General features: G+C 68.3%; 23 protein-coding genes. 20 read left to right on the forward strand and 3 right to left on the reverse strand.

Annotated elements, in window-relative coordinates; translation table 11 throughout:
- Nucleotides 1-24: 24 nt before the first annotated feature.
- Nucleotides 25-849 (forward strand): thiol:disulfide interchange protein DsbG, encoded by an 825-nt coding sequence (dsbG, locus tag VA603_RS14990; protein WP_323439323.1) that lies wholly within the window; start codon nucleotides 25-27, stop codon nucleotides 847-849.
- An 83-nt stretch (nucleotides 850-932) separates the two neighbouring features.
- Nucleotides 933-1913, forward strand: a complete 981-nt coding sequence (locus VA603_RS14995; protein WP_323439324.1) for a cation diffusion facilitator family transporter — start codon at nucleotides 933-935, stop codon at nucleotides 1911-1913.
- A 99-nt stretch (nucleotides 1914-2012) separates the two neighbouring features.
- Here VA603_RS14995 and VA603_RS15000 read toward each other — a convergent pair whose 3' ends face one another.
- Nucleotides 2013-4076 carry a 3-hydroxyacyl-CoA dehydrogenase NAD-binding domain-containing protein gene (locus VA603_RS15000; RefSeq protein WP_323439325.1) on the reverse strand — a complete coding sequence of 688 codons (2064 nt, stop codon included), beginning with the start codon at nucleotides 4074-4076 and terminating at the stop codon, nucleotides 2013-2015.
- A 238-nt stretch (nucleotides 4077-4314) separates the two neighbouring features.
- Between VA603_RS15000 and rpoE the strand changes: the two genes are divergently transcribed.
- From rpoE to recO, 9 genes are all read left to right on the forward strand, one after another.
- A complete protein-coding gene (rpoE, locus tag VA603_RS15005; protein WP_132865191.1) occupies nucleotides 4315-4935 on the forward strand; it encodes an RNA polymerase sigma factor RpoE in 621 nt (206 codons plus the stop codon).
- A complete protein-coding gene (locus VA603_RS15010; protein WP_243694024.1) occupies nucleotides 4932-5825 on the forward strand; it encodes a sigma-E factor negative regulatory protein in 894 nt (297 codons plus the stop codon). The genes rpoE and VA603_RS15010 overlap by 4 nt, the downstream gene beginning before the upstream one ends.
- Before the next feature lie 121 nt (nucleotides 5826-5946).
- Complete coding sequence (locus VA603_RS15015; protein WP_192288537.1) at nucleotides 5947-7467, forward strand: DegQ family serine endoprotease; 1521 nt, start codon at nucleotides 5947-5949, stop codon at nucleotides 7465-7467.
- A gap of 156 nt (nucleotides 7468-7623) precedes the next feature.
- Nucleotides 7624-9414, forward strand: a complete 1791-nt coding sequence (gene lepA / locus VA603_RS15020) for a translation elongation factor 4 (RefSeq protein WP_165931246.1) — start codon at nucleotides 7624-7626, stop codon at nucleotides 9412-9414.
- A 53-nt stretch (nucleotides 9415-9467) separates the two neighbouring features.
- A complete protein-coding gene (gene lepB / locus VA603_RS15025) occupies nucleotides 9468-10271 on the forward strand; it encodes a signal peptidase I (RefSeq protein WP_132865188.1) in 804 nt (267 codons plus the stop codon).
- A gap of 29 nt (nucleotides 10272-10300) precedes the next feature.
- Complete coding sequence (locus VA603_RS15030; protein ID WP_323439326.1) at nucleotides 10301-10672, forward strand: DUF4845 domain-containing protein; 372 nt, start codon at nucleotides 10301-10303, stop codon at nucleotides 10670-10672.
- Nucleotides 10662-11339, forward strand: coding sequence for a ribonuclease III (gene rnc / locus VA603_RS15035; RefSeq protein WP_323439327.1), 678 nt, complete (start codon nucleotides 10662-10664; stop codon nucleotides 11337-11339). Before VA603_RS15030 ends, rnc begins: the two co-directional genes overlap by 11 nt.
- Complete coding sequence (gene era, locus VA603_RS15040) at nucleotides 11336-12235, forward strand: GTPase Era (RefSeq protein WP_132865185.1); 900 nt, start codon at nucleotides 11336-11338, stop codon at nucleotides 12233-12235. Before rnc ends, era begins: the two co-directional genes overlap by 4 nt.
- 111 nt (nucleotides 12236-12346) lie before the next feature.
- Nucleotides 12347-13072 (forward strand): DNA repair protein RecO, encoded by a 726-nt coding sequence (recO, locus tag VA603_RS15045; protein WP_323439328.1) that lies wholly within the window; start codon nucleotides 12347-12349, stop codon nucleotides 13070-13072.
- Between the two features lie 9 nt (nucleotides 13073-13081).
- Here the strand turns inward: recO and VA603_RS15050 are convergent, their stop codons facing one another.
- Nucleotides 13082-13798, reverse strand: a complete 717-nt coding sequence (locus VA603_RS15050) for an Hpt domain-containing response regulator (protein WP_132865183.1) — start codon at nucleotides 13796-13798, stop codon at nucleotides 13082-13084.
- Nucleotides 13799-13922: 124 nt separating this feature from the next.
- Between VA603_RS15050 and rlmD the strand changes: the two genes are divergently transcribed.
- From rlmD to VA603_RS15095, 9 genes are all read left to right on the forward strand, one after another.
- Entirely contained in the window at nucleotides 13923-15260 is a 1338-nt protein-coding gene (gene rlmD, locus VA603_RS15055) for a 23S rRNA (uracil(1939)-C(5))-methyltransferase RlmD (protein ID WP_323439329.1), read from the forward strand.
- Between the two features lie 3 nt (nucleotides 15261-15263).
- Entirely contained in the window at nucleotides 15264-15749 is a 486-nt protein-coding gene (locus VA603_RS15060; RefSeq protein ID WP_323439330.1) for a CYTH domain-containing protein, read from the forward strand.
- A 286-nt stretch (nucleotides 15750-16035) separates the two neighbouring features.
- Nucleotides 16036-16725: a DsbA family oxidoreductase gene (locus tag VA603_RS15065; protein WP_323439331.1), complete on the forward strand. Its 690-nt coding sequence runs from the start codon at nucleotides 16036-16038 to the stop codon at nucleotides 16723-16725.
- A gap of 66 nt (nucleotides 16726-16791) precedes the next feature.
- Nucleotides 16792-17799 (forward strand): beta-N-acetylhexosaminidase, encoded by a 1008-nt coding sequence (gene nagZ, locus VA603_RS15070; protein WP_323439332.1) that lies wholly within the window; start codon nucleotides 16792-16794, stop codon nucleotides 17797-17799.
- Nucleotides 17799-18350 (forward strand): hypoxanthine-guanine phosphoribosyltransferase, encoded by a 552-nt coding sequence (locus VA603_RS15075; protein WP_132865178.1) that lies wholly within the window; start codon nucleotides 17799-17801, stop codon nucleotides 18348-18350. Before nagZ ends, VA603_RS15075 begins: the two co-directional genes overlap by 1 nt.
- Before the next feature lie 118 nt (nucleotides 18351-18468).
- Nucleotides 18469-19215 carry an S-methyl-5'-thioinosine phosphorylase gene (locus tag VA603_RS15080; protein WP_132865177.1) on the forward strand — a complete coding sequence of 249 codons (747 nt, stop codon included), beginning with the start codon at nucleotides 18469-18471 and terminating at the stop codon, nucleotides 19213-19215.
- Between the two features lie 90 nt (nucleotides 19216-19305).
- A complete protein-coding gene (locus VA603_RS15085; RefSeq protein ID WP_005410590.1) occupies nucleotides 19306-19512 on the forward strand; it encodes a cold-shock protein in 207 nt (68 codons plus the stop codon).
- 80 nt (nucleotides 19513-19592) lie between these two features.
- Nucleotides 19593-20828 (forward strand): FAD-dependent oxidoreductase, encoded by a 1236-nt coding sequence (locus VA603_RS15090; protein WP_132865176.1) that lies wholly within the window; start codon nucleotides 19593-19595, stop codon nucleotides 20826-20828.
- A 56-nt stretch (nucleotides 20829-20884) separates the two neighbouring features.
- Nucleotides 20885-22522, forward strand: a complete 1638-nt coding sequence (locus VA603_RS15095; protein ID WP_323439333.1) for an acyl-CoA dehydrogenase family protein — start codon at nucleotides 20885-20887, stop codon at nucleotides 22520-22522.
- Between the two features lie 119 nt (nucleotides 22523-22641).
- On the opposite strand, the gene VA603_RS15100 is transcribed toward VA603_RS15095, so the two are convergent.
- Nucleotides 22642-23070: a hypothetical protein gene (locus tag VA603_RS15100; protein WP_313251548.1), complete on the reverse strand. Its 429-nt coding sequence runs from the start codon at nucleotides 23068-23070 to the stop codon at nucleotides 22642-22644.
- Nucleotides 23071-23112: the final 42 nt, after the last annotated feature.

Below are 23112 nucleotides of genomic sequence, written 5' to 3' on the forward strand. Positions count from 1 at the left end.
CAAATCCTGATGACGAGGTTGATGATGATCCGCCCCCGTTCGATGTTGTTCCTGTTGGCCACCGCCGCGCTCGTGCCGGCAGCCTGTGCGCGTGATGCCGAGCCGGCCAAGGCGCAGGCACCTGCTGCTGCGTCCGCCGCCACGCCGGGCCAGGCCAATGAGCCGGAAGTGATCCGGACGCTGCGCACGCAGGGCGTGGAGTTCATGGGTACCTTCGAAACGCCGCTGGGCCTGACCGGCTACGCCGGTGCGGCCGGCCAGCAGCCGCTGGCGGTCTACGTGTCCAAGGATGGCCAGTACGCGGTGGTCGGCACGCTGGTCAACGCCAAGGGCGAGGACATCGGTGCCGGCAAGTTGAAGGAACTGGTGTCCGGCCCGATGGGCGCGCAGGCATGGAGCAAGGTGGAAGCCAGCCATTGGGTGGCCGACGGCAAGGCCGACGCCCCGCGCGTGATCTATGCCTTCAGCGACCCGAACTGCCCGTACTGCAACCATTTCTGGGAAGCCGCGCGGCCGTGGGTGGAGGCGGGCAAGGTGCAGATCCGCGAGATCCTGGTCGGCGTGATCCGCCAGGACAGCGCCAACAAGGCTGCCGCCATCCTGGCAGCGGCATCGCCGGAGCAGGCGCTGCTGGAGAACGAGCGCAACTTCGCCAAGGGCGGCATCAAGCCGTTGGCGACCGTGCCGGCCGAGGTGCAGGCCCAGCTGCGCGCCAACGAGATGTTGATGATGGAACTGGGGTTCCAGGGAACGCCGGGCATCGTGTTCAAGGACGCTGATGGCGCGGTGCAGATGCGCTCGGGCCTGCCGCAGGGGGCCGACCTGCAGACCGTGCTCGGCCCGCGCTGAACCCGCGCATGGGCGCGTGCGGCGATGTAATAGTCTCCGCCGCACGCGCCTGACTAAGCTGGCCCCGTTTCCTGGAGCCTGCCATGAGCCACGACCACAACCACCTGCCCAGCGAGATCCGCCACGAGAAGCCCTTGTGGTGGGCGCTGGGCCTGACCACGTCCTACCTGATCGTCGAAGTGGTGGGCGCGTTCTGGACCAACAGCCTTGCGCTGCTGTCCGATGCGGCGCACATGGCCACCGACGCCATCGGCCTGGTGATCGCGCTGACCGCCGTTCGCCTGAGCCGACGCCCCCCCGACGCCCGCCGCACCTATGGCTACGCCCGCCTGGAGGCGCTGGGAGCGGTGGTCAATGGCCTGCTGCTGTTCGGCGTGGGCCTGTACATCCTGTGGGAAGCCATCGACCGCTTCCGCGAACCGCAGGCGATCGCCTCGACCGGCATGATGTGGGTGGCCGCGTTCGGCCTGGTGGTCAACCTGATCGCCATGCGCCTGCTCAGCGCCGGCAGCGGCGAGAGCCTGAACATCAAGGGGGCCTACCTGGAAGTGTGGAGCGACATGCTCGGTTCGGTGGCGGTGATCGCCGGCGGCCTGATCATCCACTTCACCGGCTGGACCCTGGTCGACCCGATCCTGGCGGTGTTGATCGGCCTGTGGGTGATCCCGCGCACCTGGGTGCTGCTGCGTGATGCGATCAACGTGCTGCTCGAAGGCGTGCCGAAGGGCGTGGTGCTGGGCGACATCGAACAGGCGCTGCGTAGCCACGACGGCGTGGCCGGAATCCACGACCTGCATGTGTGGGCACTGGCATCCAGCACGCCGGCGTTGACCGCGCACGTGGTGATCACCGACGGCCGCGAGCAGGACAACCTGCGTCGCCAGCTGGCTGACCTGCTGCACGAGCGCTTCGCGATCGACCATGTGACGTTGCAGATGGAAATCGACCATTGCGGTGATGACTGCGCCGTGCCGAAGCCGCAGGCTGATCACGATCACGATCACGATCACGATCACGATCACGGCCCGGACGCGCAGGGCCATCACGGCCACGTCCATCGCTGAGCACCTGCCGGCGCGAAGCCGACGGCCTCACCGGCCACGAAAAAAAACGGAGCCCTCGCAGGCTCCGTTTTCGTATCCACACGGTGGGCGGGTGAACCGTCAGGCCACCGGTTCGCGCAGCACCGGCAGGTCCCAGCCCGGGCGCGGCGCGAAGCGGTCGCCATGGCGGGCCTGCAGGACCTTGAGTTTCTCGACCAGGCCATCAGCCCCGGCCGACCGGATGTACTGGATCGGGCCGCCGCGGAACGGGGCGAAGCCGGTGCCGAAGATCACGCCCGCGTCGAGCAGGTCGGCATCGGCAACCACGCCGTCGTGCAGGCAGGCCACCGCTTCGTTGAGCAGGGGCAGGATCAGGCGGTCTTCCAGGTCACCCGGGGCTTGGTAGTCCTTGGCCACTTCCGGCTTCACCGCACGGCCGTTTTCCCACTTGTAGATGCCCTGGCCGTCCTTCTTGCCACGCTTGTCCTGCTCGACGGTCGCCAGCGCCGCCGGGATCTGCAGGCCCAGGAACGGTGCCAGCTCCTTGCCCACGCCGGCGGCCACGTCCAGGCCCACGGTGTCGAGCAGCTCGATCGGACCCATCGGCATGCCGAACTTCACCGCCGCCCTGTCGATCACCGGGCCGGGGATGCCTTCGGCATAGGCGGTGGCCGCTTCCAGCATGTACGGGAACAGCACGCGGTTGACCAGGAAGCCCGGGGTGCCGGCCACCGGCACCGGGAACTTGCCCAGCGCCTTGCAGAACGCGGCCAGCCGCTTCTCGGTTTCCGGGGCCATGCCGTCGTGGTGGATGATCTCCACCAGCGGCATCTGCGCGACCGGGTTGAAGTAGTGCAGGCCGGCGAACTGCGCCGGGCGCTGGATGTGGTCGCGCAGCTCCACCAGCGGGATCGACGAGGTGTTGGTGGTCAGCAGCGCATCGGCCTTCATCTTCGGTTCCAGCGACTGGTACAGCGCACGCTTGGCCTCCGGGTTCTCGATGATGGCCTCGATCACCAGGTCGGCCTGGGCCACGCCGTCGCCGGCCAGGTCGGCCTTCAGGCGCGCGGCGACCTCCGGGCGCTTGGCCGGGTCCTTCACCTTCTTCTCGAACAGCGCCTGAGCGCGGGTCATGGCCGGGTCGATGAAGCGCTGTTCGCGGTCCTGCAGGGTCACGGTGAAGCCCTTGTAGGCCGCCCATGCGGCGATGTCGCCGCCCATCACGCCGGCACCGACCACATGCACGTGCTGGATGCCCGAATCCTTGCCGCCCAGGCCCTTGAGCCGTTCGGTCAGGAAGAAGATGCGGATCAGGTTGCGTGCGGTCGGGCTGCTGGCCAGCTTGACCACCGCGCGGCGCTCGGCGTCCAGGCGCTTCTGGATCGGGCTGCCACCGGTGCGCTCCCAGGTGCTGATCAGCGCGTACGGCGCCGGGTACTGGTCCTTCTTGGCCTTGCGGGCGACCTGGTTGGCCATCTGCGGGGCCAGGATCTTGCGCGCCAGCCAGGTATTGGTGGCCCACGCGGTGGCGCGTTGCTTGAACGGCCGGGTGGTGCCCGACTGCGCCAGCGACACCGCCGCATCCACCAGCACCGCAGGTGCGGCAACCTTGTCGACCAGCCCGATCGCGCGCGCGGCCGAGGCCGACAGGGTGCGTCCGGTCAGCATCATGTCCATCGCCGCCGGGGCGCCGACCAACTGCGGCAGGCGTGCGCTGCCGCCCCAGCCCGGGAAGATGCCCAACTGGGTTTCCGGCAGGCCGATGCGGGTGGAGGCGTCGTTGGAGGCCACCCGGTAGCGGCAGGCCAGCGCCAGCTCGGTGCCGCCGCCCAGGCAGTGGCCGTGGATGGCGGCCACGGTCGGGCAGGGCAGTTCGGACAGCTTCTGGTAGACGGTCTGGCCACGCCGGATCGCGTCATTGACGGTGCCGCGGCGGTCGAATTCCTGGAATTCCTTCAGGTCGGCGCCGGCGATGAAGCCGGCCGGCTTGGTCGAGCGCACCACCACGCCCTTGGGCGGATCGATCGCCAGGCGCTCGATGATGTCACTCAGTTCCAGCAGCACGTCCTGCGACATCGCGTTGACGGGGCTGTCCTTGCGGTCGAGGCTGAGCACGGCGATGCCGTCCTGCCGCAGCTCGGTGTGCCAATGATTGAAGCGGAGCCCATCGAAGCCTGAAAGCATGGGACGTTCCATCCGGTTGTGTATGGAGAAGATCGCTATGATCCAGAGGTTGTTTCCTCGGCGTCAAATCCCAATGCTTGGGGATGTGATGCGTTCGCACCGCCGCCGGTTCAGGGCAGGCTATCCGAACGGAAGTTAAAAGCGGGTTCGCCCCCCTCTGGCGAGGGGACTGAACTTTTTCCGCGAGCAGCGGTCATAACGCCCGACGTCGGTTGGGCTGACAGGAGTGCGGCCCGTTATGGCCGAGGTTGAAACACCGCAGGAGCTGGATCTGGAGCTGGTCCGGCGCGTGCAGCGCGGCGAGAGCGCGGCGTTCGATGTCCTGGTGCGCAAGTACCAGCATCGGATCATCGCGCTGATCGGGCGCTACATCGCCGACTGGAGTGAATGTCAGGACGTGGCCCAGGACACTTTCGTCCGCGCCTACCGCGCGATCGGGAATTTCCGTGGCGACGCCCAGTTCTATACCTGGTTGCATCGAATCGCAGTGAATACCGCAAAGAACTACCTGGCTGCACACAACCGGCGACCGCCGACCGATGACGTGGAAATCGGCGACGCCGAACAGTTCGACAGCGGTACCCGGTTGCGGGATACCGATACGCCCGAGCGCGAGTTGATGCGCCAGGAGCTGGAACAGACCGTGATGAAGGCGGTCGACGCGTTGCCCGAAGAGCTGCGCTCGGCCATTACGTTGCGAGAGGTGGAAGGCATGAGCTACGAGGAAATCGCACAGAAGATGGGCTGCCCGATCGGCACGGTGCGTTCGCGGATCTTCCGTGCGCGCGAAGCCATCGACGCCCAGTTGCGCCCCTTGCTGGACACCGCCAGTGCCACCCGTGAGCGGAGCCGCGTATGAACCCCACAGGCCGTACCCCGGAAATGACCGACATCCCCGACAAGCTGGACCTCCACAACCGCCTGCAGTTGTCCTGTCTGGTGGATGGCGAGCTGGCCGCTGACGAAGCGCGCTTCCTGTTGCGCCGGATCGAACACGACACCGAACTGGCCAGCTGCCAGGAGCGCTGGCAGCTGGTGGGTGACGTGCTGCGCGGGCGCGCCGTGGCCCCGGCACCGCTGGATTTCAGTGCGCGGGTGCAGGCGGCCGTGGCCGCCGACCTCCAGGCGCAGGGGCCGGTGCAGGTCACGCGGGCCAAGCCACGCGGTGGCTGGCGGCGTTGGGGCGGCGGGGCCGCGCTGGCGGCGTCGGTGGCGGCCGTGGCCCTGTTCATGGCCCGCGAGCAACTGCCTGATAACAGTGCGCCGGAACCGGTGATCGCCTCGGCGGCACAGGTGGCGACACCGGCCGCGCCGTCGGCCCCGGCACCGCAGCAGGGCGCGGTGCTCAATGACGCCGCCGGCCTGGCTGCGGCGGCACCGGCCGTGGCAGCCGCCGTGGCCCGCCGTGAGTCCGCGCCGCGGCGTGGCAGTGCCACCCGGACCCAACAGGCCGCCCGTGCCTCGGCCGTGGCACGGGCCAGCGAGCCGCAACGTGCAATCGCCGTCGCGGCGCCGGTGCTGCCGGCCGCTCGCGTCGTCCATGACCCGCTGCAGGCGGCCGATCCGTTCGCCGCGGCCGGCAGCCTGCAGGCACGTCCATGGCCGCGCTCGGCGCTGTCGCAGGGCGGGGCGTTCAATGCCAGTTTCCCGGCCCAGCAGGGCGGTGCGACCTTCTATCCGTTCGAGCCGCGTCTGCCGGCGCAGGATGCCGAACAGGCCGACCTGCCGCGCTTGCCCTCGCATCGCTGAGTACTTCCCGGCTGGCCACAGGCGCTGGCCGGATCTTCCCCCTTGATCCCGGATGGCATGCTGCACGCCTGCCCTGACGGATCTCCTTGACCCCAATTCCTGAATCGGAGGCTCGACGCTGATGTCCAACCGTATCCATGCCCAGATGCTGGGCCTGCTGGCGATGACCCTGCCGCTGGCCGCTTGCGCACAGACCACTGCTCCGTCCGCCCCGACCGAGCAGGTCGCCGCGGCGCGCCCGCAGGCCCCTGCGGCACCGCTGGTCAGCGGCCTGCCGGACTTCACCCAGTTGGTGGACCAGGTGGGTCCGGGCGTGGTCAACGTGGAGACCATCATCGGCGCGCGCCGAAACCCCCGCATGGTCAATGGCCCGGGCATGGACGACATGCCGGAGTTCTTCCGCCGCTTCTTCGGCCCGGATTTCCAGATGCCGGGGCCGGGCCAGCAGGCGCCGGACAGCGGGCCGCGTGGCCGGGGCATGGGCTCGGGCTTCATCATTTCCAATGACGGCTACGTGCTGACCAACCACCACGTCATCGACGGCGCGGAGTCGGTCAAGGTCAAGCTCAGCGACCGCCGCGAGTTCACCGCCAAGGTGGTCGGCAGCGATGCCCAGTACGACGTGGCCCTGCTCAAGATCGAAGGCCGGAACCTGCCGACCGTGCGCGTGGGTGATTCCAATACCCTCAAGCCGGGCCAGTGGGTGGTGGCCATCGGCTCGCCGTTCGGCCTGGACCATTCGGTCACCGCCGGCATCGTCAGTGCGCTGGGTCGCAGTACCGGTGGGCAGGAGCAGCGCTACGTGCCGTTCATCCAGACCGACGTGGCGATCAACCAGGGCAATTCCGGCGGCCCGTTGCTGAATACGCGCGGCGAAGTGGTGGGCATCAACTCCCAGATCTTCTCCGCCTCCGGCGGCTACATGGGCATCAGCTTTGCCATCCCGATCGACCTGGCGATGAATGCGGTGGACCAGATCAAGAAGACCGGCAAGGTCAGCCGTGGCCAGCTGGGCGTGATGGTCGGGGCGATCAACGCCGACGCGGCCGAGGGCCTGAAGCTGCCGGACGGCCGCGGCGCGCTGGTCAACCAGCTGGTGCCGGACAGTGCCGCCGCCAAGGCGGGCATCGAGGTGGGCGACGTGATCCGTTCGGTCAATGGCACCGAGATCAATTCCTCCAGCGACCTGCCGCCGCTGATCGGCGCGATGGCGCCAGGCAGCAAGGTGCGGATGGGGATCCTGCGCGATGGCCGGGCCCGTGACATCACGGTCACCCTGAGCGAGCTGGCCGAGGACGCGCAGGGGGCCACCCCGGCTGCCGGTTCAGCCGACGAGGCCAAGCCGCAGGTGGGCGCCAACGCCCTGCTGGGCCTGGACGTGGCCGACCTGACCGCGCCCGAGCGCCGCCAGCTGGGGCTGGGGGCCAACGAGGGCGTCCGGATCACCCGGGTCAACAGCCAGGCAGGCCGCGAGGCCCAGCTGGCCCCGGGCATGGTGGTGCTGCAGGTGGGGCGTACCCCGGTGGGCAGCGTCGCGGCGCTTAACCGGGAGCTGGCCGGCTACAAGAAGGGTGACGTAGTCATGCTGCTGGTCCGGGCCGGTGCCAACAGTGCCTTCGTGGCCATCCGCGCCGGCGACTGAGCCCGCAGGCCCAGCCGTTGCAAGGGGAGCCGCCTTCGGGCGGCTCCTTTCGTTCAGTCCGTTCAGGCCTTGGTGCTGGGCTGCTTCCGGGCATGCGATAATGCCCCGTTATCCTGACGACGCCGCGCGCCGCCGCTACCTATGTCCCACGATTCAATGCGGATGATCCGCAACTTCTCCATCATCGCCCACGTCGACCACGGCAAGTCCACCCTGGCCGATCGCATCATCCAGTTGTGTGGCGGCCTGAGCGCGCGTGAAATGGAAGCGCAGGTGCTCGACAACAACCCGATCGAGCGCGAGCGTGGCATCACCATCAAGTCGCAGTCGGTGTCGGTGCCGTATACCGCCCGCAACGGCCAGACCTATTTCCTGAACTTCATCGACACCCCCGGGCACGTCGACTTCTCCTACGAGGTCAGTCGCTCGCTGGCCGCGTGCGAGGGCGCGCTGCTGGTGGTCGATGCCGCCCAGGGCGTGGAGGCGCAGTCGGTGGCCAACTGCTACACGGCCATCGAGCAGGGCCTGGAGGTGGTGCCGATCCTCAACAAGATCGACCTGCCGACCGCCGACATCGACCGTGCCAAGGCCGAGATCGAGGCCGTGATCGGCATCGACGCCTCCGACGCGGTGGCGGTCAGCGCCAAGACCGGCCTGAACATCGAGGAGGTGCTGGAAGCCATCGTGCACCGCATCCCGGCCCCGGCCGACCGTGGCAGCAACAAGCTGCAGGCGCTGATCATCGACTCCTGGTTCGACAACTACCTGGGCGTGGTGTCGCTGGTGCGCGTGATGCAGGGCGAGATCAAGGCCGGCGACAAGATCCAGGTCATGTCCACCGGCCGCTGGCACCAGGTCGACAAGGTCGGCGTGTTCACCCCCAAGCGCAAGGAAATGCCGTCCCTGCGCGCCGGCGAGGTGGGCTGGATCAACGCCAGCATCAAGGATGTCCACGGCGCGCCGGTCGGCGATACGCTGACCCTGCTGGCCGACCCGGCGCCGGAACCGCTGCCGGGCTTCCAGGAAATGCAGCCGCGCGTGTTCGCCGGCCTGTTCCCGGTCGATGCCGAGGACTACCCGGACCTGCGCGAGGCGCTGGACAAGCTGCGCCTGAACGACGCCGCGCTGCGCTTCGAGCCGGAGAGCTCCGAGGCGATGGGCTTCGGCTTCCGCTGCGGCTTCCTGGGCATGCTGCACATGGAAATCGTGCAGGAGCGCCTGGAGCGCGAGTACAACCTCGACCTGATCAGCACCGCGCCGACGGTGATCTATGAGGTGCTCAAGAGCGACGGGACCATCGTGATGATGGACAACCCGGCCAAGCTGCCGCCGATCAACACGGTCGAGGAAATCCGCGAGCCGATCATCCGCGCCAACATCCTCACCCCCGAGGAGTACATCGGCAGCATCATCAAGCTGTGCGAGGAAAAGCGCGGCAACCAGATCAGCATCACCTACATGGGCAGCCAGGTGCAGATCAGCTACGAGCTGCCGATGGCCGAAGTGGTGCTGGACTTCTTCGACAAGCTCAAGTCGGTCAGCCGCGGCTATGCCTCGCTGGACTACCACTTCGTCCGTTTCGAGGCCGGCCCGTTCGTGCGCGTGGACGTGCTGATCAACGGCGACAAGGTCGACGCGTTGTCGCTGATCGCCCACCGCAGCCACGCCGATCGCCGTGGCCGCGAACTGTGCGAGAAGATGAAGGACCTCATTCCCCGGCAGATGTTCGACGTGGCCATCCAGGCCGCGATCGGTGCGCAGATCATCGCCCGTACCACGGTCAAGGCCATGCGCAAGAACGTGTTGGCCAAGTGCTATGGTGGCGACGTTTCGCGCAAGAAGAAGCTGCTGGAGAAGCAGAAGGAAGGCAAGAAGCGCATGAAGCAGGTGGGCCGCGTGGAGATCCCGCAGGAAGCCTTCCTGGCCGTGCTGCAGATGGACAAGTAAGCAAGCCTCTGGGGCCGGTGCGATGCACCGGCCAACGCTGCAAAGGACCGTGAATGAAACTGTTTGAGATCCTCCTGGTCGTGCTGACCCTGGGCTCCGGCCTGATCCTGCTGGCCGACAAGCTGTTCCTGGCCAAGCGCCGGGCGGCCAAGGCCGGCCTGCTGGACGGCGACGAGCCGGCCGTCGTCGATTACTCCCGGGCGTTCTTCCCGGTGCTGGCGGTGGTGCTGATCCTGCGCAGCTTCGTCGCCGAGCCGTACAAGATCCCGTCCAGCTCGATGATGCCGAACCTGCTGATCGGCGATTTCATCCTGGTCAACAAGTTCTCCTACGGCTTCCGCCTGCCGATCACCAACACCAAGATCATCCCGGTCGGCGAGCCCAAGCGCGGCGACGTGGTGGTGTTCAAGCCGCCGCACGCGCCGGACCAGAACTGGATCAAGCGCGTGGTCGGCCTGCCGGGCGACCGCATCGGCTTCCACGGCGACACCCTGTCCATCAATGGCCAGCCGCTGGGCTACCAGGAGAAGGGCGAGTACATCGGCAAGGGCCCGGGCGCGGAGATGACCGGCGCCAGCCTGTTGACCGAGGATCTGCCGGGGCGTACCCATACCGTGCTGGAACTGCTGGGCCGCGCCGATCCGCGCGGGCAGGGGGACTGGGTGGTGCCGGAAGGGCAGTACTTCGTGATGGGCGACAACCGCGACAACAGCGAAGACAGCCGTTTCTGGACGCAGACCCACTTCCTGCCGGAAGAGAACCTGCGCGGCAAGGCCTTCATGATCTGGCTCAACTGCTCGGGCTGGTTCTGCAAGGCGAGTTTTGAACCGTCCCGGATCGGGACGGGCATCCAATGATCCATCAACGCGTATCTGGGGAGATCGCTATGAAGCACAAGCAAGGTGGTATGACGCTGCTGTCGTTCGTGATGGTGCTGGCCGTGGTCGGCTTCGCGCTGTTCATCGGCATGAAGCTGTTCCCGATGTACCAGGAGTTCTATGCGGTCAAGACGTCGATGGCCGCGTTGGCCAAGGAGCCGGGCAGCGGTGACCCGACCCGGGCGCGCGAGATGTTCTTCAAGCGCATGGACCTGAACTACTCGGAGAGCGTGAAGCCGGGTGACCTCAAGTTCGACCGTGCCGGTGGCGGCATGCGCATGACCGTGGATTACGAGGTCCGCCGCCCGCTGGTCGGCAACCTGGACATCGTTGCCCACTTCGAACATTCCCAGGACCTGACCGGAAGCAGTGTTGACTAAGACGTTCCAACGGAATGACCTGATCGGTCATCCATTCAAGGATCAGGACCTGCTCAAGCAGGCCCTGACCCACCGTAGTGCCGGCGCTCCGCACAACGAGCGCCTGGAGTTCCTCGGCGACAGCATCGTCAACCTGCTGATCGCCGAAGCGCTTTTCAGCCGTTGGCCCAAGGCCGACGAGGGCGCGTTGACCCGCGCCCGCGCCTCGCTGGTATGCGAGAGCGCGTTGGCGGTGATCGCGCGGACCCTGAACCTCGGCGAGCGCCTGACGCTGGGGCCGGGCGAGATGAAGTCCGGTGGCCACCGCCGTGATTCGATCCTGGCCGACACCGTCGAGGCGGTGGTCGCCGCGATCTACCTGGATGCCGGCTTCGAAGTCTGCCGCGCGCGCGTGCTGCCGTGGTTCGAGGCCTCGCTGGCCGCGGTGCCGGCCGGCAAGCCGGAGAAGGACCCCAAGACCCGCCTGCAGGAATGGCTGCAGGCCCGGCAGAAGCCCCTGCCGGTATACGAGCTGGTATCGGAGACCGGCGACGACCACGCCAAGCACTTCCATGTGCGCTGCAGCGTGGCTGACCCGGCCGTGACCACCGAAGGCGAAGGCACTTCGCGACGACTGGCCGAACAACAGGCGGCGGCTGCCGCGATCGAACAACTGGATCCCAAGTGAACGACACCACTTCCCATCGCTGTGGCAGCGTCGCGGTCATCGGCCGCCCGAATGTCGGCAAATCGACCCTGACCAATGCCCTGGTCGGCGCCAAGATCAGCATCGTTTCCAACCGCCCGCAGACCACGCGCCATCGCCTGCTGGGCATCGCCACCTTCCCGGAAGGCCAGCTGGTGCTGGTCGATACGCCTGGGTTGCACCGCCAGCAGAAGCGGGCGATGAACCGGGTGATGAACCGCGCCGCGCGCAGCTCGCTGGAAGGCGTGGACGCCGGCCTGCTGGTGATCGAGGCCGGGCGCTGGGACGAGGAGGACACGCTGGCCTTCAACGTGCTGCGTGACGCCGGCATCCCGGTGGTGCTGGTGGTCAACAAGGTGGACCGCCTGAAGGAGAAGGGCGCGCTGCTGCCGTTCCTGCAGGAAATCACCGTCGGCCGCGAGTTCGCCGCCGTGCACCCGATTTCCGCGCTCAAGCGCAACGGCCTGGAAGCGCTGGTGCGCGACCTGATCGGGCTGGTGCCGGAAGCGCCGCCGATGTTCGGCGAGGATGAAATCACCGACCGCAGCCAGCGCTTCCTGGCCGGCGAGCTTGTCCGTGAGCAGTTGATGCGCCAATTGGGCGAGGAACTGCCATATGCCACCACCGTGGAGATCGAGCGCTTCGCCGAGGATGGCGGGCTGCTGCGCATCGGCGCAGTGATCTGGGTCGAGCGCGAAGGCCAGAAGGCCATCGTGATCGGCAAGGGCGGTACCCGCCTGAAGGAGATCGGTGCCAAGGCCCGCCTGCAGATGGAGCGCCTGTTCGGAGCCAAGGTGTTCCTGGAAACCTGGGTGCGCGTGCGCGAAGGCTGGTCCGACGACGAAGCCGCCCTGAAGGCTTTCGGCTACGGCGAGTAAGCCGTGAGTGCGGGCGGGGGCGCTGGCCGTTCCCCGCCTGCCCGACCCGGCATGGCCGCACGCCGTCACAGGCTGGCCATTGCCCCCTGACTACTGTCCCGGTTCCCCCCGATGCGTATCGAAGACCAGCCGGCCTACGTACTGCATGCGCGCCCCTGGCGCGAGACCAGCCTGCTGGTCGAGGTGTTGAGCCTGGAGCATGGCCGTCTGGGCCTGCTGGCGCGCGGCGTGCAGGGGCCGAAGAAGCAGGCCCTGCGGGCTGCCCTGCAGCCGCTGCAGTCGATCCGTTTCGATGCGGTGATGGGCGGTGAGCTGGCCCAGCTGCGCCGTGCCGAAAGTTGTGACGTGGCGCCGCGCCTGCACGGCCACGCCATGCTGGCCGGCTTCTATGTCAATGAACTGGTGATGCGGCTGGCGCCCCGCCAGGATCCGCTGCCGGAACTGCATGCCGCTTACGGCCAACTGCGCGCGCGGCTGGAACAGGCCGGCCCCCTGGCCTGGTCGCTGCGGCGGTTCGAGCGGGACTTGCTGGAGGCGCTGGGGGTGGGGTTTGACTGGAGCAGCGCGGCCGACGGTGAGCCGATCGACCCGGCGGCCCGGTACCGGCTGGATCCGCAGGAGGGGCCATTGCGGCAGCTCAGCGAGCGCAGCAGTCAGGAGCGGCGCGCGCTGGCCACCGGTGCCGCGTTGCTGGCCCTGGCCGAGGACCGTTGCCCCGGGGCCGCCGACCTGGCCAGCCTGCGCCCGCAGATGCGCGCGGTGCTGCTGCATCACCTGGGCGGGCGTGGGTTGAAGTCCTGGGAGATGCTGGGCGACCTGAGCCGCCCGGCGGAGTAGGGCCCGCGCTCAGCGGAGCAGCGTGCCGACGGCCAGCTCGAACTGCTGGCGTGCCGGTGCCGAGCCCGGATGGGCATGCAACTGGCGCACGGCCCGGGCCAGGCGCAGCGCGCCGACGAAGCCGCAGCTGGCCTTGAGCCGGTGCAATTGGCTGCGGGCCTCGTCCTCGTCCTGGTGCTCCAGGGCGCGGCGCACCGCATCGCGCGCGTTGGGCAGTTCGGACAGGAACAGCTCGCGCAGGGCGCGCAGGTGTGCCTGCTGCCCATTCAGCGCGCTCAACGCCACGGTCTCGTCCCAGTCCGGGACTTCCTGGTTGTCGTCCACTTCGTTGCTGTTGGCCGCGGACTTGGCCAGCGTGCGGCGGATCGCCTTGAGCAGCGTTTCGCGGCTCATCGGCTTGATCAGCGTTTCGCTGAAGCCCGCGCGCTGCAGGTTCTGCTGCATTTCGCTGCTGGCATCGGCGGTATGGGCCAGCGCCGTCACCTGCGGATCGCGGGCACGCAGGTGCTGCAGCAGGCTCGGGCCATCGCCGTCGGGCAGGTTCACGTCGATCAGCAGCAGGTCGTAATGCGCGGATTCGGCGCGACGCAGCGCGCTGGCGAACGAGTCGGCGATGTCCACCGTCGCTGGCAGCGATTCAAGGGCGAACTGGAAAAAACCTTGGCTGGTCATGTCGTCCTCGACCAGCAGCAGGTGCGGGATGGTTCCCTGTCGTTGCGTATTCATCTGCTGCCTCCATGCCAGCGTCCTTTTGCATATTAGCCGCAGGATCGTCAGGCGCAAGCGGCCGGGTTCCTCCCGGCCCGCTTCTGCGACAATACGCCCCCTTTTGCCCGCAGCCGTTCGCCACGTGGCCCGATCCAGATCCCGCATAGACAAGACCCCGTTCCAGACCGACATCCTCGACCTGAGCCACGACGGCCGCGGCGTTGCCCGCCGTGAAGGCGAGGGCGGCAAGGTGACCTTCATCAGCGGCGCGCTGCCGCAGGAAACGGTGATGGCCGAGCAGACCGGCAAGAGTCGCCATTTCGATGAGGCACGCACCGTCGAGGTGATCACCGCCTCGCCGCACCGGGTCGCGCCGCGTTGCCCGCATTTCGGCGTCTGCGCCGGCTGCGTGCTGCAGCACCTTGACGAGCCGCAGCAGATCATCGCCAAGCAGCGCGTGCTGATGGACAACCTGGAGCGCATCGGTCACGTCACGCCGGGCACCGTGCTGCCGCCGTTGTCGGGCGAGGCCTGGGGCTACCGTCGCAAGGGGCGGTTCTCGGTGCGCCGCGTCGAGAAGAAGGACAAGACGCTGGTCGGTTTCCGCGAGCAGGACCCGCGCTTCGTCGCCGACCTGGGCCAGTGCCTGACCGTGATCCCGGAGATCGGCACCAAGGTGTCGGCGCTGTCTGCCTTCATCGAGACACTGGACGGCAAGCGCGACATCCCGCAGATCGAGTTCATTGGTGGCGATGCCGCCATCGCGCTGACCGTGCGCCACCTGCAGCCGTTGTCCGATGCCGACACGCGGGCATGGGCCGCATTCGGCCAGGAGCACGGCTTCGCGATTTATCTGCAGCCCGGTGGGCTGGAGTCGGTGCACCCGCTGTGGCCGGCCGAAGGCGTACCGCTGTCGTTCGCGTTGCCGCAATGGGACGTGGAGCTGGCGTTCCGTCCGCTGGACTTCATCCAGGTCAATGCCAAGCTCAACCAGCAGATGATCGCGCATGCGCTGACCCTGCTCGACGCGCAGCCGGACGAGCGCGTGCTCGACCTGTTCTGCGGCCTGGGCAACTTCACCCTGCCGCTGGCACGCACCGTGCGCGAAGTGGTGGGCGTGGAGGGCGAGGCCGGGCTGGTGGCGCGTGCGCGTGAGAACGCGCAGCGCAATGGCCTGGACAACGCGCAGTTCTTCGCCGCCGACCTGACCCAGGACCAGGGCAACACGCCGTGGATGAAGCAGGGCTTCGACAAGCTGCTGCTGGACCCGCCGCGCTCGGGCGCGATCGACGTGCTGCAGCAGCTGCCGCTGAAACAATTCAAGCGCATCGTCTACGTCAGCTGCCATCCGGGCTCGCTGGCACGCGATGCCGGCTACCTGGTCAACGAGCAGGGCTTCACCCTGGTCAGTGCCGGCGCGATGGACATGTTCCCGCACACCGCGCACGTGGAAAGCATCGCCGTCTTCGAGAAGAAGTAAGCCATGGGCATCGAGATCGAGCGCAAGTTCCTGGTCACCAACGACGACTGGCGTGCCGCCGCGCATGCGGTCATCCCGATGGCGCAGGGCTACATCAACGACACCGCGGCGATGGACAGCGGTGCGCAGAAGGCTTCGGTGCGGGTGCGCATCCAGGGCGACGCGGCCTACCTGAACATCAAGTCGCGCGAGCTGGGCCACACCCGCCAGGAGTTCGACTACCCGATCCCGGTGGGTGACGCGCGCGATCTGCTGGCGCTGTGCGTGGGTGGGCTGATCGACAAGCGCCGCCACCTGGTCCACCACGGCGGCCTGCTGTGGGAAGTGGATGAATTCCTCGGCGACAACGCCGGGCTGGTGGTGGCCGAAGTGGAGCTGCAGAGCGCTGACCAGGCGTTCGACAGGCCGGGCTGGGCGGGTGCCGAAGTGACCGACGAGCTGCGTTATTACAACCTGGCGTTGGCTTCGCACCCCTACACCCGCTGGTAGGGGCGGCCTCGGCCGCGAAGCGGGAAGGGCTGAACGGCGGAACGGCAGACCCCTCCCCAACCCTCCCCTTGCCGATGGGCAAAGGGCAGGGCCCAGAGCGGGCTTCGCTGTGATCTGAGCGCGCTGCACGAACCGCCCCCTCCCTTTGCCGCTGGCAAGGGGAGGGCTGGGGAGGGGTGACGCTCGACCATCCCATCCACGGCACGATCCAATCCATCAGGCCGCAACGCCGACGGCGCAGACTCCGCTAGGCTGATCCATCCCCTTTGCGAAAAGAAGAATCCCCATGCGCATCGACATCTGGTCCGACGTGGTCTGCCCCTGGTGCTGGATCGGCAAGCACCGTTTCGAACGCGGCCTGGCGCTGCTGGGCGACAAGGCCCCGGAGATCGAGGTGCATTGGCATCCGTTCCTGCTGGCCCCCGATGCCGATGAAACCCCGGTGCCGCTGCGCGAGGCCTATGCCGCCAAGTTCGGTGGCGTGGAGCGCACCAACCAGATGCTGGCCCAGACCCAGTCCACCGCCCAGGCCGAGGGCCTGCCGATGGACTTCGACCAGGGCCAGGTCAAGGTGACCACGCTGCCGGCGCACCGGCTGCTGTGGCTGGCCGGGCGTGAAGGCGTGCAGGCACCCGTGGGGGAGGCGCTGTTCCGGGCCCATTTCGCCCAGGGCCGCAACCTGGCCGACCCGCAGGTGCTGGCCGACGCGGCGGCGGCCGGCGGCATCCCGGCCGAGCGTGTGCAGGCGTTGCTGGCCTCGGACGAGGGCATGGACGAGGTCCGTGCCGGGCTGGGCCAGGCGCAGGCGCTGGGCATCCAGTCGGTGCCGACCTTCGTCATCAACGGCCGCTATGCCGTTCAGGGCGCGCAGCCGCCGGAAGTGTTCGCCGAGGTACTGGCCAAGGTTGCCGCCGAGCTGGCGCCGGCCCCGGCACAGGATGAACAGGCCTGCGGTCCGGACGGCTGCAGCATCTGACGGCGCTGGCGCCATCTGCGACAATGCACGGCTTCGCCGCCGCCTGCGGCGACCAGGAGTCTTTGCATGCTGTTGATCGGCGTCGCCGGAACCGAACTGACCGCCCAGGAACGTGACTGGCTGCAGCACGATGCCGTGGCCGGGGTGGTGCTGTTCAAGCGCAATTTCGCCTCGCGTGCGCAGGTGGTCGAGCTGACCTCGGCGATCCGTGCCGCCGCCGCGCGTCCGTTGCTGGTGGCGGTGGACCAGGAAGGCGGACGGGTGCAGCGTTTCCGCGAGGGCTACGCCGATCTGCCGCCGCTGGACGGCTTCGGCAAGTTGTTCGCCACCGACCCGGAAGCGGCGCTGGCCCTGGCCGAGCAGCACGCCTGGCTGATGGCCAGCGAGATCCGCGCCAGCGGGCTGGACCTGAGCTTCGCGCCGGTGGTCGATGTCGGCCACGGCAACCTGGCCATCGGCAACCGCGCCTTCAGCGAGGACCCGCAGGCCGTGGCCGCGCTGACCGCGGCGTACGTGCGCGGCATGCACTCGGTCGGCATGGCCGCCACGCTCAAGCATTTCCCCGGGCACGGCACGGTGCGCGAGGACACCCACGTCGATACCGCCGTGGACCCGCGTCCGCTGCAGGCAATGGAAACGCATGATCTGGTACCGTTCCGCGCAGGCATCGCCGCGGGCGCCGATGCGGTGATGATGGCCCATGTCATCTACCCGCAGGTCGCGCCCGAGCCGGCTGGCTATTCGCCGCGCTGGATCAACCAGATTCTGCGCCAGGACATGGGCTTCCGCGGCGTGGTGTTCTCCGACGACATCGGCATGGCGGCCTCGTTCGCCGCCGGTGGCGTCAAGGCCCGGGTCGATGCCCACCTAGATGCCGGTTGCGACGTGGTGCTGGTCTGCCACCCGGAACTGGTCGAAGAATCGCTGCAGGCCGTGGCCGGCCGCAGCTTGAATACCGCCGCGCTGCTCGGCCTGATCGGCCGTGGCGCGATGGGTTGGGGCGGCCTGCTCGCCGATACCCGCCATGGCGATACCCGTAACCGTCTGCTTGAAAACCTTGGAAGAACTGTCTGATGTCCAAACTCACTCTTGAACAAGCGGTGGCCCAGGCCGACCTGCTGGTCGACCGTCCCACCATCGACAAGGCCATTGCCGGTATCGCCGACGCCATCGCGCGCGATTACAAGGGCGAGGTTCCGGTGTTCCTGTCGATCATGAATGGCGCGCTGCCGTTCGCCGGCCAGCTCGCGCTGGAACTGGGCGCACGTGGCCAGGACGCGCAGTTCGATTACATGCAGGCCTCGCGCTACCACGGCGAGACCGGCGGCGAGCTGGTCTGGAAGCACCGCCCGGTGTCGGCGCTGTTCGGCCGTCGCGTGATCCTGGTCGACGACATTCTGGACGAGGGCTTCACCCTGCAGGGCGTGCGTGACTGGTGCATGGAGCAGGGTGCCACCGACGTGCGCATCGCGGTGCTGACGGTCAAGCAGCACGACCGCTGCCTGGCGGGCGTCAAGGCCGACTACGCCGGTGTGAACCTGCCGGATCGTTTCGTGTTCGGCTTCGGCATGGACGTGGACGAGTCGCTGCGTTCGCTGCCGGCCATCTACGCGATGAAGCAGTAACAAGCACGAAGCCGCACCCGGACCGGACGGGTCCGGGTGCGTGCTGTCCAAACGTGGGGCCGGTCGTGCGCAGGCGCGGCCCGGCCCCATTGCGTACCCGTACCTTCAGGAAACAAACATGGAACCCATCGCCCTGGCCGTGATCGGCGGCACCGGTGTCTACAAGCTCGCCGCCCTGGACGATGTCCAGGCCCATGAGGTGGAAACCCGCTACGGCGCTCCGTCCGGCCCGGTCCGGGTCGGCCTGCTCAACGGCCAGCGCGTGGCCTTCCTGGCCCGCCACGGCGAGGGCCATTCGATCCCGCCGCACAAGATCAACTACCGCGCCAACCTGGCCGCGCTGCAGCAGCTGGGCGCGACCCGGGTGCTGGCACTGAACACCGTCGGTGGCATCACCGAGCAGTTCGGCCCGCGCGTGCTGGCCTGCCCGGACCAGTTGATCGACTACACCTGGGGCCGTATCTCCACGCTCAGCGAGGAGGAAGGCAGCGAGGTGCTGCACGTGGACTTCGGCCATCCGTACACGCCGTCTTTCCGTGCCAAGGTGCTGGCCGCCGCGCAGGCCAGGGGCGTGGTGGTGCAGGACGGTGGCTGCTACGGCGCCACCCAGGGGCCGCGCCTGGAGACCAACGCGGAAATCGCGCGGATGCGCCGTGATGGCTGTGACCTGGTGGGCATGACCGGCATGCCGGAGGCGGGCCTTGCGCGTGAACTGGGGCTGGAATACGCCTGCCTGGCGATCATCGCCAACTGGGCCGCCGGCTGCGGCGACGCCGGGGAGATCACCATGGCCGAGGTGCTGGCCAACGTGGACGCCGCCTCTGCGGGTTTGCCGACTTTGGTCGGAGAACTGGCCCGGGGGTGATTGTCTTCCCGGCCCAAGCTTTGCATACTCCGTCCGTGCGCTTCATTCAGCGTGCATCAATCCATTCATCGAACAAGGTCTCGCATCACCATGCCGAACGGTACCGTCAAGTGGTTCAACGACGCCAAGGGATTTGGCTTCATCTCACCGGAGGACGGCAGCGCCGATGTCTTCGCGCACTTCTCCGCGATCAATTCCAAGGGCTTCCGCAGCCTGCAGGAAGGCCAGCGCGTCACGTATGACGTGACCCAGGGCCCGAAGGGTGCCCAGGCTTCCAATATCACGCCGGCCGAGTAATCCACTCGGTTGTGCCGAAAAAACCCCGCTGAGGCGGGGTTTTTTTTTAGTGGCCGTGGCCGGGCCAGGGAGAACTGGGAATGCGCAAGTCGTTGGATATCGCCATCGTCGGTTACGGCACGGCCGGCCAGTCGCTGGCGGTGCTGCTGAGCCGGGACGGGCACCGGGTGCAGGTGTTCGAGCAGGTGCCGCGGCCGGGGCCGGTGGGCGCGGGCTTCCTGCTACAGCCGACCGGGCTGCAGGTGCTGTGGCAGATGCAACTGCTGCCGCAGGTGTTCGCGCATGGCGCAGTGGTGCGCCGCCTGTATGGCGAGACGCCCTGCGGGCGGGCGGTGATGGACATGACCTACGCCGGGCTGGACCGGCGCCTGTACGGCGTGGGCATGCAGCGCGGCGCCCTGTTCGCGCTGCTGGACCAGGCCTGGGATGCATCCGCGGCGCTGCATGTGGACAGCCGCATTACCGCCATCGATGACAGTACCCGGCGCGTGCAGGACCAGCATGGCCACTGGCATGGCCCGTTCGACCTGGTGATCGCCACCGACGGTTCGGCGTCGGGCCTGCGTGCGCAGGTGCGGGGTACGCGGCTGGACCGCGTCTATCCGTGGGGCGCCCTGTGGTGCCTGTTGCCGGCCGATGACTGGGCATTCGCCGACGAACTGCGGCAGCGCTACGTGGCCGCGCGCAAGATGATCGGGCTGCTGCCGGTGGGGACCCGCCCGGGCGACGACACGCCGCGCCTGAGCTTCTTCTGGAGCCTGCCGCGTGATGGCTTTGCGGCCTGGGAGCAGGCCGGGCTGGCGCCGTGGCTGGAAGAGATCGCGCAACTGTGGCCCGAAGCACGCGCGCGTCTGCACGGTGTCACCGTGCAGTCCCAGCTGGCGCGGGCCAGCTACCGCGACGCGGTGATGGACCGCTGGTACCGGGGGCGGCTGGTGCTGGCCGGCGACGCGGCCCATTCGATGAGCCCGCAGCTGGGCCAGGGCGTGAACATGGCGCTGCTGGATGCGCTGGCGCTGCGCGACGTGCTGCGCGCCGAGGACGACGTCGATGTGGCGCTGGCCCGCTACCAGGCGCAGCGCAAGGCGCACGTGGGCATGTACCAGTTCTGGAGCCGCTGGCTGACGCCGGTGTTCCAGTCCGACCGCGACTGGGTGGCGCGCGCACGCGACCTGTTGTTCAAGCCGATGGGGCGCATGCCGGGCGGCCGCGGACACATGCTGCGCGTGCTCAGCGGCACCCAGCACGGCCTGTTTGGCAGGTTGCCGCTGGAGGAGGCCTTCATCGCCGCGTTGCAGGAACACCACGGCCGTTAGCACGCCCTTGGCGGGCATGCGGCAGAATCGGGCGTCAGACCCAGGGAGCCGACGCCATGTCATCGCAGCCGCCACCGTTCGAAACCCACGTCGTCGACAACCAGGTGCCCCCCTTCGGCGGGCGGGACCTGTGGCAGGACGACCTGGCCCTGCAGCAGGCGGTGGTGCGCGAGGGTGCGGCGTTCTTCAGTGCCGAACTGCGCCACTACGGCGCGCTGGCCGGCGGCGACCTGTACCGCGCCGGTTTCGAGGCCAACCGCCAGCGCCCGCAGTTGCGCACCCACGATGCGCAGGGGCATCGCATCGATACGGTGGATTTCCATCCGGCATACCACCAGCTGATGGCCACCGCCAAAACCCACGGCGTCGCTGGCCTGTCATGGCATCGCCCGCGTCCGGGCGGGCATGTGGCGCGGGCGGCGCTGAGCTACCTGCACCACCAGGCCGAGGCCGGGACCAGTTGCCCGTTGACCATGACCCATGCCGCGGTGCCGGTGCTGCGGCAGGAGCCGGCGCTGGCCGACTGGGCCGACAAGGCCGCCGCGCCCTTCTACGACCCGCGCGACCTGCCGATCGGCGACAAGGTCGGCATCACGCTGGGCATGGGCATGACCGAAAAGCAGGGCGGTTCGGACGTGCGCGGCCATACCACCACGGCCACGCCACTGGCCGCCGACGGGGAATACAGCCTGGTCGGCCACAAGTGGTTCTTCTCGGCACCGATGTCCGATGGCTGGCTGGTGCTGGCGCAGGCCCCCGGTGGCCTGACCTGCCTGCTGATGCCGCGACGGTTGCCGTGCGGCCGTCGCAATGCCTTCCACCTGATGCGGCTGAAGGACAAGCTGGGTGATTGGGCCAACGCCTCCAGCGAAGTGGAGTTCTGCGGGGCGTGGGCGCGGCGGGTGGGCGAGGAAGGGCGGGGCGTGGCCACCATCATCGAGATGGTCATGCTCACCCGCCTGGATTGCATGCTCGGTGCGGCGGCGGAGATGCGCATGGCGCTGGCACAGGCGCTGCACCATGCCCGGCACCGGCGCACGTTCGGCAAGCGGCTGGTCGAACACACGCTGATGGCCAACGTGCTGACGGACCTGGCCATCGAATCGGAAGCGGCCACGTCATTGGCGATGCGGGTGGCACGGGCGGTGGACGCCGCCCCGACCCAGCCGGCCGAGGCCGCGTTCGCGCGCATCGCCACCGCGATCGGCAAATTCTGGGTCTGCAAGCGCGTTCCCGCGTTCGTCAATGAGGCCCAGGAATGCCTGGGCGGCGCGGGCTATGTCGAGGAGTCGATGTTGCCGCGGTTGTACCGGCAGGCACCGTTGAACTCGATCTGGGAAGGCAGCGGCAACGTGCAGTGCCTGGACGTGCTGCGTGCATTGGCGCGCGAGCCGCGCGCACTGCAGGCGTTGCTGGATGAACTGCAGCAGGCCGAAGGGCAGGGCGGGGCGTATGACGCTGCGCTGGAGGCGCTGCGCGTGCAACTGGCCGCCGGCGAGGTGGCCGAGGCCGATGCGCGCTCGCTGGTGGCACGGTTGGCGGTGCTGCTGCAGGCCGCGGTGCTGCGGAAAGCCGGCAGCCCGCTGGCGGAGGCGTTCGTGCAGTCGCGGGTTGCGCGCAGTGGTGGCGTCTACGGGCAACTGCCCGCCGACCTGCCCTTCGCAGGGATCCTGGCGCGCGCGTTGCCGGCCTGAACCGTTCGTCGTTGCCGCAGCGGCGAAGCTGCCGCATGAGGCCGCTTCGGCGGCAAAGCTTCGGGCCTGCGGGAAGAACGCCACGCAGCCGCGCTCAGGCGGCCGCGTGGCGGTTCACGTCAATGCTTGGCTTCGTCAGCCTTGGCGCGCGCATCCTGGGCGACGTCATGCGCATGGTCGGCGGCCTTCTGCGCGGCGTTGGCGGTTGCCGCGCTGGCGTCGGCGGCGGCCTGCTTGGCTGCAGCGTCGGCATCGGCGGCGGCTTCCTTGGCGGCACTGCCAGCGTCGCGGGCAGCCTGGGCGGTGGCATCGGCCGCCTTGTCCAGCGCCTGCTGTGATTCGGCGGCGGCATCACGGGTGGCCTGGGCGGCTTCGTGCGCGGCATCGCGGGTTGCATCGGCAGCCGAGTCCGCCGCGTTGCGTGCCGCGGCGGCGGCATTGTCGGCAGCGGCGGCGGCATCACGCTTGGCCTGCTCGGCATCGGGGTTGTTGCAGGCAGCCAGGGCCAGTACCAGGCTGGTGGCCAGCAGCGGGGTGAGCAGCTTCATCGTGTCTCTCCTTGTGTGGGAACCCGGCCACAATCTAGGGCG

This window comes from Stenotrophomonas capsici, from assembly GCF_034961085.1.
Classification (GTDB): Bacteria; Pseudomonadota; Gammaproteobacteria; order Xanthomonadales; family Xanthomonadaceae; genus Stenotrophomonas; species Stenotrophomonas capsici.

Coding starts and splice junctions, on each gene's coding strand:
- dsbG (WP_323439323.1), top strand. CDS start 25: ATGATCCGCCCCCGTTCGATGTTGTTCCTGTTGGCCACCGCCGCGCTC.
- VA603_RS14995 (WP_323439324.1), top strand. CDS start 933: ATGAGCCACGACCACAACCACCTGCCCAGCGAGATCCGCCACGAGAAG.
- VA603_RS15000 (WP_323439325.1), bottom strand. CDS start 4,076: ATGCTTTCAGGCTTCGATGGGCTCCGCTTCAATCATTGGCACACCGAG.
- rpoE (WP_132865191.1), top strand. CDS start 4,315: ATGGCCGAGGTTGAAACACCGCAGGAGCTGGATCTGGAGCTGGTCCGG.
- VA603_RS15010 (WP_243694024.1), top strand. CDS start 4,932: ATGAACCCCACAGGCCGTACCCCGGAAATGACCGACATCCCCGACAAG.
- VA603_RS15015 (WP_192288537.1), top strand. CDS start 5,947: ATGTCCAACCGTATCCATGCCCAGATGCTGGGCCTGCTGGCGATGACC.
- lepA (WP_165931246.1), top strand. CDS start 7,624: ATGCGGATGATCCGCAACTTCTCCATCATCGCCCACGTCGACCACGGC.
- lepB (WP_132865188.1), top strand. CDS start 9,468: ATGAAACTGTTTGAGATCCTCCTGGTCGTGCTGACCCTGGGCTCCGGC.
- VA603_RS15030 (WP_323439326.1), top strand. CDS start 10,301: ATGAAGCACAAGCAAGGTGGTATGACGCTGCTGTCGTTCGTGATGGTG.
- recO (WP_323439328.1), top strand. CDS start 12,347: ATGCGTATCGAAGACCAGCCGGCCTACGTACTGCATGCGCGCCCCTGG.
- VA603_RS15050 (WP_132865183.1), bottom strand. CDS start 13,798: ATGAATACGCAACGACAGGGAACCATCCCGCACCTGCTGCTGGTCGAG.
- VA603_RS15060 (WP_323439330.1), top strand. CDS start 15,264: ATGGGCATCGAGATCGAGCGCAAGTTCCTGGTCACCAACGACGACTGG.
- VA603_RS15065 (WP_323439331.1), top strand. CDS start 16,036: ATGCGCATCGACATCTGGTCCGACGTGGTCTGCCCCTGGTGCTGGATC.
- nagZ (WP_323439332.1), top strand. CDS start 16,792: ATGCTGTTGATCGGCGTCGCCGGAACCGAACTGACCGCCCAGGAACGT.
- VA603_RS15075 (WP_132865178.1), top strand. CDS start 17,799: ATGTCCAAACTCACTCTTGAACAAGCGGTGGCCCAGGCCGACCTGCTG.
- VA603_RS15080 (WP_132865177.1), top strand. CDS start 18,469: ATGGAACCCATCGCCCTGGCCGTGATCGGCGGCACCGGTGTCTACAAG.
- VA603_RS15085 (WP_005410590.1), top strand. CDS start 19,306: ATGCCGAACGGTACCGTCAAGTGGTTCAACGACGCCAAGGGATTTGGC.
- VA603_RS15090 (WP_132865176.1), top strand. CDS start 19,593: ATGCGCAAGTCGTTGGATATCGCCATCGTCGGTTACGGCACGGCCGGC.
- VA603_RS15095 (WP_323439333.1), top strand. CDS start 20,885: ATGTCATCGCAGCCGCCACCGTTCGAAACCCACGTCGTCGACAACCAG.
- VA603_RS15100 (WP_313251548.1), bottom strand. CDS start 23,070: ATGAAGCTGCTCACCCCGCTGCTGGCCACCAGCCTGGTACTGGCCCTG.